This window comes from Nostoc sp., from assembly GCF_036917935.1.
Classification (GTDB): Bacteria; Cyanobacteriota; Cyanobacteriia; order Cyanobacteriales; family Nostocaceae; genus Nostoc.
Genome location: NZ_JBALEL010000051.1, coordinates 22,448 through 35,642, shown reverse-complemented (window position 1 = coordinate 35,642; position 13,195 = coordinate 22,448). Strand labels below are relative to the sequence as shown.

The 13,195-nt window shown below is 42.9% G+C and carries 14 protein-coding genes; 8 read left to right on the top strand and 6 right to left on the bottom strand.

Annotated features, from left to right (window positions below):
• Positions 1 to 34 precede the first annotated feature (34 nt).
• The 4 genes from V7K62_RS21010 to V7K62_RS20995 all read right to left on the bottom strand — a co-directional run bounded on the left by V7K62_RS21010 (position 35) and on the right by V7K62_RS20995 (position 3,862).
• Entirely contained in the window at positions 35 to 1,273 is a 1,239-nt protein-coding gene (locus V7K62_RS21010) for a M20 family metallopeptidase (RefSeq protein ID WP_334867436.1), read from the bottom strand.
• A gap of 392 nt (positions 1,274 to 1,665) precedes the next feature.
• Positions 1,666 to 2,412, bottom strand: coding sequence for a phycoerythrobilin:ferredoxin oxidoreductase (locus V7K62_RS21005; protein WP_334867952.1), 747 nt, complete (start codon positions 2,410 to 2,412; stop codon positions 1,666 to 1,668).
• 5 nt (positions 2,413 to 2,417) lie between these two features.
• Positions 2,418 to 3,152, bottom strand: a complete 735-nt coding sequence (locus tag V7K62_RS21000) for a 15,16-dihydrobiliverdin:ferredoxin oxidoreductase (protein ID WP_334867434.1) — start codon at positions 3,150 to 3,152, stop codon at positions 2,418 to 2,420.
• Between the two features lie 131 nt (positions 3,153 to 3,283).
• Positions 3,284 to 3,862 carry a phycobiliprotein lyase gene (locus V7K62_RS20995; protein ID WP_334867432.1) on the bottom strand — a complete coding sequence of 193 codons (579 nt, stop codon included), beginning with the start codon at positions 3,860 to 3,862 and terminating at the stop codon, positions 3,284 to 3,286.
• Positions 3,863 to 3,978: 116 nt separating this feature from the next.
• On the opposite strand from V7K62_RS20995, the gene V7K62_RS20990 reads away from it, so the two are divergent.
• Positions 3,979 to 4,803 carry a pentapeptide repeat-containing protein gene (locus V7K62_RS20990; RefSeq protein WP_334867430.1) on the top strand — a complete coding sequence of 275 codons (825 nt, stop codon included), beginning with the start codon at positions 3,979 to 3,981 and terminating at the stop codon, positions 4,801 to 4,803.
• 101 nt (positions 4,804 to 4,904) lie between these two features.
• Here V7K62_RS20990 and V7K62_RS20985 read toward each other — a convergent pair whose 3' ends face one another.
• Positions 4,905 to 5,105 carry a hypothetical protein gene (locus tag V7K62_RS20985; RefSeq protein ID WP_334867428.1) on the bottom strand — a complete coding sequence of 67 codons (201 nt, stop codon included), beginning with the start codon at positions 5,103 to 5,105 and terminating at the stop codon, positions 4,905 to 4,907.
• Positions 5,106 to 5,253: 148 nt separating this feature from the next.
• A complete protein-coding gene (locus tag V7K62_RS20980) occupies positions 5,254 to 5,916 on the bottom strand; it encodes a HEAT repeat domain-containing protein (protein WP_334867426.1) in 663 nt (220 codons plus the stop codon).
• 138 nt (positions 5,917 to 6,054) lie between these two features.
• Between V7K62_RS20980 and V7K62_RS20975 the strand changes: the two genes are divergently transcribed.
• From V7K62_RS20975 to V7K62_RS20945, 7 genes are all read left to right on the top strand, one after another.
• On the top strand, positions 6,055 to 6,636 hold the full coding sequence (locus V7K62_RS20975) for a phycobilisome protein (protein ID WP_334867424.1): 582 nt from the start codon (positions 6,055 to 6,057) through the stop codon (positions 6,634 to 6,636).
• An 834-nt stretch (positions 6,637 to 7,470) separates the two neighbouring features.
• Positions 7,471 to 8,397 carry a phycobilisome linker polypeptide gene (locus tag V7K62_RS20970; RefSeq protein WP_334867422.1) on the top strand — a complete coding sequence of 309 codons (927 nt, stop codon included), beginning with the start codon at positions 7,471 to 7,473 and terminating at the stop codon, positions 8,395 to 8,397.
• 325 nt (positions 8,398 to 8,722) lie between these two features.
• Positions 8,723 to 9,481, top strand: coding sequence for a phycobilisome rod-core linker polypeptide (locus V7K62_RS20965; RefSeq protein WP_334867420.1), 759 nt, complete (start codon positions 8,723 to 8,725; stop codon positions 9,479 to 9,481).
• Positions 9,482 to 9,870: 389 nt separating this feature from the next.
• A complete protein-coding gene (locus tag V7K62_RS20960) occupies positions 9,871 to 10,407 on the top strand; it encodes a phycobiliprotein lyase (protein WP_334867418.1) in 537 nt (178 codons plus the stop codon).
• A 99-nt stretch (positions 10,408 to 10,506) separates the two neighbouring features.
• A complete protein-coding gene (locus tag V7K62_RS20955) occupies positions 10,507 to 11,136 on the top strand; it encodes a chromophore lyase CpcT/CpeT (protein WP_334867417.1) in 630 nt (209 codons plus the stop codon).
• Positions 11,130 to 11,468 (top strand): CpeR family transcriptional regulator, encoded by a 339-nt coding sequence (locus V7K62_RS20950; protein WP_334867416.1) that lies wholly within the window; start codon positions 11,130 to 11,132, stop codon positions 11,466 to 11,468. Before V7K62_RS20955 ends, V7K62_RS20950 begins: the two co-directional genes overlap by 7 nt.
• 440 nt (positions 11,469 to 11,908) lie before the next feature.
• On the top strand, positions 11,909 to 12,916 hold the full coding sequence (locus V7K62_RS20945) for a phycobilisome rod-core linker polypeptide (protein ID WP_334867415.1): 1,008 nt from the start codon (positions 11,909 to 11,911) through the stop codon (positions 12,914 to 12,916).
• Positions 12,917 to 13,195: the final 279 nt, after the last annotated feature.

The following is a 13,195-nucleotide window of genomic DNA, read 5'->3' as shown; positions in this document are numbered from 1 at the left end:
TGACATCAATGCACAGATGTAATTATCCTATTCTTTAAGTTGAAACAAAGTACTTTTCCACGCATCTAACAAATATTTCCACACCCATTGCCAAGGCGGTTTCGTCAAAATCAAACCGGGGATGATGATGGGGATATGCTAAGTCTTTCGCGGGGTTAGCAGAACCTAGAAAGAAATAACAACCAGGAACCTCTTCTAAAAAGAATGACATATCTTCAGCAGCCATAGTTTGGCATTCTGGCACAATACCTACAGGAGTTTCTACCACTTCTTCTGCTACAGATCGCACTAGTTCTGCTATTTTAATATCATTAATTACTGGTGGATAAAGTGACCAATATTCTAAGTCATAATTTGCACCATGACTCTGACAAATTCCAGCAATAATCTGCTCGACACGCTGGTTAAAAAAGCCTTTCAAACTAGGATTAAAATACCTGACAGTAGCGCTCATTCTCGCTGTATCAGCAATCACATTACGTTTGGTTCCAGCGTGAAGTTCGCCTACTGTCACTACTGCTGAATCAATCGGATTAACATTCCGAGCGACAATAGTTTGCAAAGCATTGACGATTTGGGCAGCAACAACAACGGAGTCAACAGTTTGATGGGGTAGTGCGCCGTGTCCACCTTTGCCCAAAATTGTGCAGTTAAAGCACTCCACAGCTGCCATTAACGCCCCAGCCCGCACACCCACTGTTCCTAAAGGCAAATTATTCCATAAGTGCAAACCAATAATCGCGTCAACATCTGGATGTCTCAGAACTCCAGCTTCAATCATCGGTTTTGCGCCTCCTGGTGATTCTTCTGCTGGCTGAAAGATAATTTTCACGATCCCGGAGAAGTCTTGACGATGCTGCTGGAGATAATAAGCTGTACCTAAAGCGATCGCTGTATGTCCATCATGTCCACAAGCGTGCATCACTCCATCATGCTGCGATTTGTACGGCACTTCATTGAGTTCTTGGATTGGCAAAGCATCCAGATCCGCGCGAATCGCTAAAACTTGGGGAGTCGGGAGTCGGGAGTCGGGACGTTTGTTGCCCTTGATGGTGGCAACAATGCCAGTATGGGCAATGCCAGTTTGATGCTCTATTCCCCATTCTTGCAGCTTTTGTGATACAAACTCAGCAGTCAGTTTTTCTTGAAAACCCAACTCTGGTTGTTGATGCAATCGCCGCCGCCACTCTACTAATTGCGGTTGCAATGAGCGGATCGAAAGTCGGATGCGAGATAGATCAACAGAAGCGGGATTGGGAAAGGTGGAAACCATTATGAAGACAAACTAGTTTAAGTACAGCTAATACCAATTTGAAAAAGAATGCAACACATAATATATAGATAAGATCCTTCGCCAAACCTTCCCAAGGCATCGGGTAAGGTGCGTGTCAGCATATCATGTCGCAAACATTTTTTGAATTGGTATAACTGAGATTATTTTCCTAGTTTAACGTGACTTGGATGAGTCTTCAGTAAGGAAGTACTTAGCACTAGATAGACCTCTTGCACAAATGCAAAATTCGCCCTCATCCCCCAACCCCTTCTCCCAATTTTGGGAGAAGGGGAGCCCTCACCCTAAATCCCTCTCCCAAGGTTGGCAGAGGGATTTAGGGTGAGGTCTTTTGATTCTATGCAAGAAGTCTACTGAGTGCGGTCAAAGAGCCTCTAGTTAATAGCTGTTAATTTTCTCTCTAGGTCAAATAAAAAGCCGTGGATATACTCTTCAGTCCATTCGGCACCATAAAAGCGTTTAAACATCCCTCGTGCTGGGTCTTTTTCAGCCCGATATCGCAGGTATCGCAGTTGGGCTTGCTCAATGGCTACTAAATTTTGGGAATCTGTTACAGCTTCTGCTTGCTCCACGAAATCGAGATAAGCTTTCAAATAGTCTTTGAAAGCGGCAAACACCTGAGTTTCTACTACAGCCGTTTCTTGGGGACGAGTCCACAGAAAAGCGGGAGAGAAAAAAGGCTGTGCTTCTTCTGGGAAATCTCCTCCCCAGGATAGATGCTGTTGATGGGCGTGAAAAATGGGCAGAATTGGTTCAGTATATTTTGCTTGATATGCTAGATCGTCTCGAAATAGGGGCTGCATATCCAGAGCAATTAGATGTCCTCCTGGCAATGTCACCAAATCCGCCCCAAAAAATGGTAAATCGTAGTTGAGGCGGGGAAAAATCACAAAATTCAGCACTTGCAGCGAATTGCCACCCTGTACGTGAGCTGCACGAATTTGCCGCAATTTTGAAGTTTGAAAGGCATAACTGGTGGTGACAACCTCTTCCTGATTCTTTCCCTTGCCCACAACAGCACTCTTGGACTCAAACCCAGTGGGAATAGGATAGGGCTGTAAATCCAAGCGCGATCGCATATAGGCGATCGCATAATCGAGAAATGGTTGATAAAGCGTCACTTCGGTCATCTTTTGCCGGCACCAACTGCTAGGGGAACAGCATCTTCAAATAAGAATTCATGGAGAAAGCGCTCTGCCCATTCATGACCAAAGTAACTGCTAAACAAACCAGATGCTGGATCGCGGTCTGCACTATATTGGTCATAGTCTTTTTGGGCTTTGACAATCCGCTGGATATCTTCAGGGTCTTGGAGCGGTTCGGCATCTGCTAAGATTTGCCAATACAAGTTTAAATAATCCTGAAAAGCTTCAAAGACTCGCGTTGACACTGTTTCAGGGTCGGTTTTGGCAAACAATAGATATTTAGAAAAATACTGGTTGGCATCGTAAAACTTCATTTCTAAGTTTTGCGCCAAATCCGGGTATTTATCATGCAGAGATTTCAGCGGAACTATATATTTTTTTTGATAATCTTCATCCTGAAATAAAGGTTGAAAATCAAGCACAATCAGGTTTTTGACTTTACCAAAGGATAAAAAATCAATCCCTAACAGAGGTAAATCGTAGTTATGACTGGGATAAACTACGCTGTTAAAAATTTGGGCACTCTCCCCGGCATCAATGTAGGTATAGCGAATTTTCCGCAACTCTTGAGATTGGTGACACCAACTGCGAATAGTTGCTGGGTTTCTGCCGCGATCGCTAACTTTGAATTCCAAACCAGGGGGAATGACCCTACTTTGTAAATCAAACCGCTGAAATAGCTCTTTTTCTAAAAATTCCAGGAAAGGCTTATACATGGAGCATGATTTGTTAACCCTTGCATGAAAATAAGTGATGGCAATCATGCACGTCTCATTTATGAGAAACAAAGCAACATTCCTTAATGGGTATGGGGCATTAGTTATTCTTCCCCATTCCCCATTCCCCACTAACGCCTAGCATGATTCCGACTGATCATTTGCTCTAGCAGTTCTTGCGAAACACAGCGACGTTCAGAACAATAAGTCATCAAGTTGACTCCGTTCATCATTCGTACTGTACTGACTCTGACACGAAAATCATCCGTCACAAACCAACAACGTTCCTGACCTTGATTGTTGTCATAGTCAGTATTAATCGTCAGCACTCCATCATCGGCAAACTGATATCGGCTTACAACCGGAATGCTCTCGACATAGCCTTGGTTGCGGATCAGTTTTCCAGAACGCCTTGTTTCGTCGGGAACATCAACTAAAATGGCCGCATTATCGCTATTTGGTAGCCTGGTATCTAGGTTAGCTTGCCATGCAAAGCTAGCACCGCCTGTTGCTTTAGTAGGGTCTATCCCTTGGGCTGTACAAACTTCTTGGACTTTGGGATCATCCTTTTCCATGACTTTTATAATCAAATTCGACTCCCCCGACTCATCCGCCGCCGAGTCAAAATGATGAACGGAGCGTTCCGTAAACCATGTTCCCTCACTTTTACGGAAGAAGTCGATCATTGTCAAGGGCGGTATTATATGCATCTGTTTTGAAACCTCGTTTGATCAAATTTTGGCGTTATTGAATACTGAGTTATGAGATGAAGTCCCGATTTAGCTAAAGTGTAGAATAACTCCAAAAGTGATATTTTAATCAGCTGATGACAAATAGTGAAATTCAACTTATTACAAGCGTTCGTCCCAGTCCAACTCCAGAAATCTTAACAGCCCTCAAAAAAGGAATCCCTCTGGATTCGGTCGATTTATACCAATTCAATCTCAAGGAAGTCGATTTACGACAAGCTAATTTGACTAAAGCCAAGCTATTAGGAGCCGACCTCAGTGAGGTGATCTTGAGTAATGTCGATTTGAGTGGGGCTGATTTGCGAGGCGCTAATCTGCGAGGAGCCGATTTGAGTGGGGCTGATTTGCAGGGAGCCTATTTAAATCGTGCTAACCTCCAACAAGCAAATCTCAGTGGTGCAAATTTGGAGGGAGCCAAACTCCAAGTAGCGCGTTATGATTCCCAAACGAAATGGCCCCAAGAATATAATTACAAAGCTTCTGGAGCGGTAGGGCCGGGTGCTAATCTCAATGGTGCTTTTCTGAATACAGCTTCTTTACGAAATGCAGATTTACAAGGTGCTAATCTGCGTGGAGCCTATTTGAGTGGCGCTGACTTGACAGGAGCCAATTTGCAAGGTGCTTATCTGAGTGGGGCTGACCTGACGAAAGCTTATTTGACAGGGGCTTGCTTACGAAATGCTCGATTGACTGGAGCCGATTTGCGGGATACAGACCTGCGAGCAACCGATCTCAGTGATGCAGAGATGGAGCATCTTTTAAGTATCGCTGGGGCAGATTTTACTCTTGCTCAAGGACTCACAGACGCAACTAAAGCCATGCTTTCCAGCCGTCCATATTCAGAACTCGACGTTTGGAACGCCTACACCCGCAGAACAACTCGTGAAAGTTTGAGTGCTTAACCAAACTGAGTATCTAGAGAGTGCTGAGTTCCGAGTGCTGAGTCGAATTCAGGAGTGCTGTTAACGGACACATATAACAACTTTTAGGCACTCAGCACTCTTCATAAAGACTGCCAGTTCTTTTTCAGGAGCGCTAAAAATGTCGCGTATCCTTCGGAAAAACCGGGCGGATCAGGTAGAACATATTGTGGAAATTCTTTATACGATCGCCAAGGTTCCGAAGCATTATGCCGCAAATGTAAGGCACATTCTGAGGAACCTGGTAGTCGCCAAATCATTTGACCAGTTTGTATATCAGTCACAAATGCCTCCTCATCTCGAAAAAGTTGATCTTTTCTTCCAGATTTTGGCAGATTACCGGATATTTTTGTCAAATTTAAGCTAAGATAATATATTTTCTATTATTCAAATAAGTTTTATCACAACAATATTCCGAAAAAACCCACGCCGCTATTGTGGCAACAAGTCTTCTAAAGCAGCTCCGACAACTCGATGATTTTCATCCTGTCTGAGTTGGTTCAGGGCTGCTTTGGCTTCCGGCTCGTCAAATCGTTTGAGGGCATAGCTAACTCGCACGCGCATCCGCCAAGATTGATCATTCACCAAGGTTAGTATCTGGGATAATGCCGCAGCATGTTGGCTAGAATCAGCTAGGGCGGCGAGTCCATCAACAGAGGATTCCTGAACTGTGAAATCTTCATCTTTTAAACCCTGAACGCAGATATCAAATAGTTCTTCAGGGCAATCCATTTCAGCGATCGCGGCCAAAATGCTCCGCCGCACTAGCCAGTGATCATCCTGATAATATGCCAGAACTAGGTGAGAAACTGCGACTCTGCCAAATAGTGATAAAGAATTTGCCGCCTCAGCCCGCACGTTGGGAGTATCATCAAATTTCATAATTTGCATCAAAGCAGCAAAAGATTCCGCTGATTGTTGATTACCCAAACCCCTAGCCACAAAAGAACGCACCAAAAATTCTGAGTCATGAAGTTTACTTGTGAGCAGAGGAACTGCAACTTCTGATTCATAATCATTGAGGGCAGCGATCGCCTTCAGCCGATATTGAAAATCTGGGTTCTTCAGTTCAGCTTGGATTTTATGGATTTCCATAGGTGCATTTGGTACAGCTATTCTTTACTTTATTTTACAGATTAAACAAATGGCGATCGCATTCTCAGAAGATTGAATCACGGGTATGGGGCATTGGGAAAGAGGAGGCAGGAGTTTTTGAATTTGGAGAGAAGCGACGTGATTCAATTAAGCGAAACCGTTAAAGAATTAATAGCCAAAGCTAGAATTGTCAGCTTTGCTGAGTGGGAACAGTCCCATCCAAAAGCAGCGATTGCCATATTTCAAGCCGCGGATGATGCTTTTCGCTACCTAAGCGACGAAGATTTATTGCAGATTAAAACCTTGTCACCCGATAATTCTGAGTTGATTCCTGTTGCTCAGTTATTACGCGATCGCGCGGCCGAAATCGTTGATGAAGCTAGGGAGCAAGTTTTAGCAACTTATCCCGAAATTATCCAGCCTGGAGGCGGTCTTTATCCACCTGAACGCGCCCAAGCTTGCTGGCGAGATTTTTGGCATTTTCTCCGCTGTATTACTTATGGCCTCGCAGGTGGCCACGCTGAATATACAAATCCCACAGGACTGCACTATATGAATTTGCTCTATCAGGAATTACAAGTTCCATTGGATGCAATGGTTTTAGGCTTAGAAAGCATCAAGGCTGCTAGTTTGAAACGCTGCCAAGCCAATCAGCAGCAAACTCTTACTCCTTATTTTGACCATTTAATCAGCCAACTGGCTACTTTCCAAATTCGATAAGTTAAGTGGGCATGAATAATTAAAGGTTGCTAGTCAGGGCTGAAGCTCTTACTAAAAGGTTGTTTGAAAAGTGGTGACTGAGGTATCCAAAACTTTAGATCCTCCTAAATCCTCCGATAAATTGGAGGACTTTGAGAACGTTATTCCCCCCTTTTTAAGGGGAGCCAGCGCGGTCTTCTCTACGAGACGCTGCGCGATGGGGTCTCCCCAAGTGGAGCGACTGGCGTGGGCTAGGGGGGATCTAGATACAAGCGTAGATTTTTCAAACATCCTCTAAGAGGATGTTTGAAAAGTATTTGGCTGTGATTTTAGGCACTTTGATCCCCCCTAACCCCCCTTAAAAAGGGGGGCAACCTCTCTCAAAGTCCCCCTTAAAAAGGGGGATTTAGGGGGATCTAAAATGTTTTGATACCGACAAGCGTAGATTTTTCAAACATCCTCTAAAAGACAATCTTACTTAATTTTACATTGCGTAATATAGTTGAATTTATTCATGCTCACTTATTGAGATCAACTTGGGTGACTCAGCACGATTAATACTCTGGCTTAAGGGAATTACACAATACCATCACTTGTATCCCAATCGCCAATCAAATACTAAAAAAAAGCTGAGATTTTTTAAACTATTATTTAACTTAACAAATTTTAATAAATATGGTTTCGGCATCGTATCAGAATATGTAAAGGTGAACGATGCAAAAACTTAAAATCATCAAGACTAATAAGGATTTAAAGTCTACATGTCCTCTCCTTTGTCACAATGATCTAAAGTTTTTTAACATCTGCTGAATATCCTTCTCATAAAATTTAGTTGTTAACTGGGAGATAGTTTGAATGGCTTTTGGACCAGCATCACGATTAGGGGTCGCTCTGTTTGAAGATACCGATCCCATTGATCTGTGGCCAAGTCGCTCTAATGAGGAAGTTGAAACCGTAATTAGAACAGTCTACAAGCAAGTTCTAGGCAATGCTTATGTAATGGAAAGTGAGCGGCTTTCCGTTGCTGAATCCCAACTCAAACGGGGTGAAATTAGCCTTCGCGGGTTTGTGCGTCAAGTCGGGAAGTCGGAACTTTACCGTTCACGGTTTTTTGATAGCGCCCCGCGCTATCGGGCGATTGAATTAAATTTCAGACATTTCCTTGGTCGTGCGCCATTGGATCTAGAAGAAGCGCGTACACACAGGACTATTCTGGATAGAAAGGGCTTTGAGGGTGAGATTGATTCTTATCTAGACAGCGACGAATACCAAGAAACTTTTGGGGAAAACATTGTGCCTTATATTCGGGGCTACAAAACCGAAGCTATCCAGAGTTTGGTTCAGTTTACCCACTTGTTCCAACTGGTACGTGGTTCCTCTAGCAGCAGCCTCAAAGGTGACTTAGCTGGCAAACAACCAAAATTAAACAGTCTGCTAATTCAAAGCACGCCTACCCCTGTGGTTTCACCAGCTAGTAAGGGTGCTGCATTCCGCAACCCAACATCTACCCCTCGGACTCGTCAAGGTGTAGGATCTGGTGATGATGGTAAGGTTTACCGGATTGAAGTCACTGGCTACAAGGCAAATGTGGTAAATAACATTTCCAAGTTTCGCCGCAGTAACCAAGTCTTTTTCGTGCCATACAATAAGCTTTCACAAGAGTATCAGCGGATTCACCAGTGCGATCGCCAGTATTACCCCTGTCAACTAAAGAATAGAAATTGGGAATTAGAGATTAGGGATTGGGAAATAATTCCGCTGTACTCAGTCTCCAATCTTTAATCCCCAGTGTTGATCGTTCTCGGATTTAGGCAAAACTACAGGCGCTTAAGGGCAATACCCTTACCTGAAAATCATTCTTTTCGGCTGTTATTTGCGTAAATCCTGATTTATCAAGAGTTAGCCAAAGCGATCGCTAATCTGGGGTTTGACCAATTTCGCCGTCAGTTGTCAAATACGAAAATATTTAACACACTTTCACAAACTAAAGTTTTACAAAAGCTAGTCAGTAGCAAAAATAACTGACAACTGATCGGAAATTCTACCTTTACAAGGGGTAGGATGCTCGGAAATTTCATTTAATTAGCGTTTTTCAGGAGATATTTCAATGTCACTTTGGGCTATTGATTCACCGAATGTTGAACTGCGTCCGAATACCAGCGAAAGCGAATTACAAACACTGATTCGGGCAGTTTACAAACAAGTTTTGGGTAATGCTCACTTGTTGGAAAGTGAGCGACTAGCCACTGCTGAATCGCAATTGCGCGATCGCAAAATCAGTGTCCGCGAATTCGTCAACACCGTTGCAAAATCAGAACTCTATCAATCCCTGTTTTTCACCTCTTCTTCTCAGTATCGGTTCATTGAACTGAACTTCAAACATCTACTAGGACGTCCTCCTGCCGAGCAAGCAGAAATTTCCGAACACGTCCGCATTTACAACGAACAGGGCTATGATGCTGAGATCGAATCCTATATCGATAGCAACGAATATCAGCAGAATTTTGGCGAGAATATAGTTCCTTATATTCGCAGCACAAGCTCCCAAATAGGAATCAAGAATGTTACCTTTAACCGCACCTTTAGCTTACTCCGAGGAGTAGCTAGCAGTGATAGCGATCGCAAAGCCAAATTGATCGGCGATATCGGTTCCAATTTACCCACATCCATCAAGGCTCCCGCAGCTGGTTCTAGTGTAAACAGCACCGATAAACGCTTTTTGATTAAGGCTGTTAAAGGTGCAGGTAATCTCCGTACTCGTCTGGGCAACCTCGAATATGTAGTTAACTACAACCAACTGTCTGGACAAGTGCAAAACATTCATCGGACAGGCGGCAAAATTATCAGTATCACTGAAGTTGCTTAGATTTGTCTAAGAGGACGTTTGAAAAGTCCTCTTGTTGGTATCAAAAGTTCTAGATCCCTCTAAATCCACCGATAAATTGGGGGACTTTGATTCCGGTTCCCCCCAATTTATCGGGGGGTTAGGGGGGATCTAAAAATGCCTAAAGTCACACCAAAACACTTTTCAAACATCCTCTAAGTAGGAGGCTGAGAACTGGGACTGGGGACTGGCGGGAGAATAATAACTTCTAACTCCTAACTCTTGTACGCGATTAATCGCGTCTCTCCCCACTCAGCACTCCTAAACGCAGTTGTGGTCAAGAAGGCTAACATATAGACTAGGAGAATAACTTTCTTTTTTGCCAAGATATCTCTTGGATTTTAAGCTACTTTTTTAAAATCACTTTTCTAATGGAAATTACTGAGTTTTTTGAACTTTCAATTGGACGATGGCGATCGCAGCGAAGCGCTCATCATTTAGCATTCGCCCACTTTGAAGAAGTATTGTCTAACATTGACATTGAGTCTCTATCCACCAACGATCCAGCGGTGGTAGCAATCTGTCAATTGTATGACACTGAAATCAGCAGTATCACTCACCCCTTTCGGATGACTTGGGAAGGTGAGTCAGACTGGGACGATAAACCAATCTCTGGCAGTACTGTGCTAGTACCAATTCCCGATGTCGAAAATCCTTCTAGAGGCAAACTCCTGCGGGACAAGGGATACGCCGAAACAATCCCAGCAGTGGCTAAATATCATCTGAGTGACGATGGTATTTTTACCCTGTTAACAGAGTATGAACTCGCTGCTGCTGAAGAGCGAATTTGGTTTGCTAACCCAAATCTCCGATTTCGGGTAGCGACGATTAAAACCAGTGATGGTAAAGGCGTGACAACAGCTTCTTTTTCTTCAGAGATTCGCTCTTTGTCAAGTTCAACCAATTAGCAAATATCAGGTTAAAACATAAAAGGATACAAGCTCCTAAATTTATTTATGGGGATTGTAATGCGTGAATTTTGAATTTTGAATTTGGAGCGAAGCGACGTGACGATAGCGCCCAGCGAATCTAGCACCAACGCTAGCGATTTACTTACCTTAGCCTCTTGGATGGCAGGAGATTTTAGCAACTACAAGCAATCTTTTGCAAATCCGCAACTTTACGCCCACATTCACATTTATTTTCGTCCTTTACCGATTGAATTTTTTTCTGCCATCGGTTTTTATTCTGAACAAGCTTATGACCACGATTTATGGACACCCTATCGTCAGGGAGTACATAGACTAGTCGATTGGGGCGATCGCATTTATATCGAAAATTACAGCTTGAAAGACCAGATGCTTTATGCAGGTGCAGCTCGTGAATTAGATATCCTTAAAACCATCACTCCAGAAAGCATCGAACGACGTTATCACTGTTCAATGGTTTTCCAGCGAAAAGGTGAAATGTTTCGAGGCAGTGTGGAACCAGGCAATCAATGTCTGATTAAACGCAATGGATGTCAGACATATCTGATCAGCGAAGTAGAAGTAACCGAGCGTACTTGGATAAGTCTAGATAAAGGTATGGATGTTGAAACCCACGAGCAAATATGGGGATCTACCGCTGGCCCATTACAATTTGAAAAACGCGAAAGTTTTGCTGATGAATTACGTGCAGTGAAGGCATTATGTTGATTCAGCTTGAATCTGTTAAAACCAAAATGTTACCTCCACAGGCTGAAAAAAAGATGCGTTGCTGGATTCGCAGCCGCCATTTGATTTGTTCGGGTAACTTTTTTATATTCGAGACATTAGAATATACAACCATTGAGAGATTCTCTGAATGCGTTGCTTCTTTAGGAGGAACAGTAATATCCGTTGATCCAGTTAATAAAATTTGGATGGGCGATCATCGCCAAGTTATTTTATATCAGGCAAAAGCTAGTTTACATACACCTCATCATACTTTGAAACAATACTGGATAAAATACGGTGGTTTCTACACTAGATTTGATGAGCGTGCTTGAGAGTTACTATCCTGCGGAATTTCTTCTGACAGGCGTCTACACTCCAATTCAAAATTAAGTTTTGAATTTTAAATACTCCCCAAGGGGATTGACGGCTAATTGTTAATGTCTAATTGCTAATTTTCTCTGATGATTAGCTGTTAGTTATTAACAGTTAGCCGTCTAAGTTTGTTAGAAAATGTAACTAAAAAACTCCCCAAAACTTGATAATTTATATCAAGACCCAGTAATTAATAAATCTTAAGTAGGGTGCATTAGCCGCTTTGATTTGTATTTTGGTGACAAATCATCTCGAAATATGTATCTAACACAACGCCCTCTTAGCTGCGCTGGTTCACCAGTTGCTACAACTTTGGCAACCAAAGCAAAGCACTAGCTCCCCTACAGAAATTTTATTTTTACTTGACAAATTAGTCACTCTTACCCACACGAACCCAAGTATGCAGACCTTCATAGACGACGAAACCAGACGACGCCAATATCAAGCATTTCCCAAAACAGAACCCATCGAACTGTGGACTACTGCTTCAGCTGATGACATTGAAATTGTAATTCGGGCAGTTTATCGGCAAGTGTTGGGTAATGCCTACATCATGGAAAGTGAGCGGCTGATCGTTCCAGAATCCCAACTCAAGCAAGGTATAATCGATGTCCGTGAATTTGTGCGTCAAATTGCCAAATCAGAGTTATATCGCTCCAGATTTTTTGATAACGTTTACCGCTACCGTGCAATTGAACTTAACTTTAAGCACCTCCTCGGTCGCGCTCCCGATGATTACTCCGAGACGATATATCACAGCAACATTCTAGATGAGTCGGGTTTTGAAGCGGATATTGATTCTTATCTTGATAGCGATGAGTATCTAGATGCCTTTGGGGATAATATAGTGCCATATTACCGGGGTTATAAAACTCAAACGGGCAAAAAGATATTGGAATTTAGCAATATGCTGCAACTGCTGCGGAGCAATTCTAGCAGTGATAAGAACTTAGCAACGAATAATAAACCTCAACTGGTGCGATCGCTAATTACCAACACTGCTTACGGTAAACTGAAACCCACGGATATTGGTGCATTGCTGGCTGAAATATTCAAGCCCAAGCCAGAAACTGCTGCTCCAGTTAATACCTTTATTGCAGCTCGCACAGCAGCCGAACAAGGCTTGCGGCAAAAGATTCAAGAGCAAGAAAGCCAGATTGCAACTTTGCAACAACAACTAGCAGACTTAAGACCCTTTGCCACCATCGGGGCAACGAAATTTAGTAGTAGTTGGCAGTCCTCCAGTTTTGTGGCCAGCACAGGCGAATATACATCTTTACAACAGCAAGCTGACGCACAAGAAAAACAGATTGCAGCTTTGCAAGAGCAAATTGCTGATTCCCGACGGTCTGCCACAATTGGAGAAGCCCGGTTGAATAAGTGGCGCAGTCGCGTTTTTAATGGCTAATTTCTCTATTAGAGATATAGGAATCATATTTGATTTCTGAAAAAATCTCGGTAGTCTTGTAGTGGACTGTCTAGGCTTTAATGTTGCAAAAAAATTGCTTTGTTGGGTTACGCAAAGCCTCCACCCAACCTACGTCTACGTCTAATGCACTATTTAAGCCATGACAGTCCACTACGTGCATTTCAAAAATCAAATACTAGTCCTATAGCAGTGAAAAACCTTACCTTGTAGAGACGTAGCAGCGCTACGTCTCTACAAGGGTTTTGGATAACGCATATT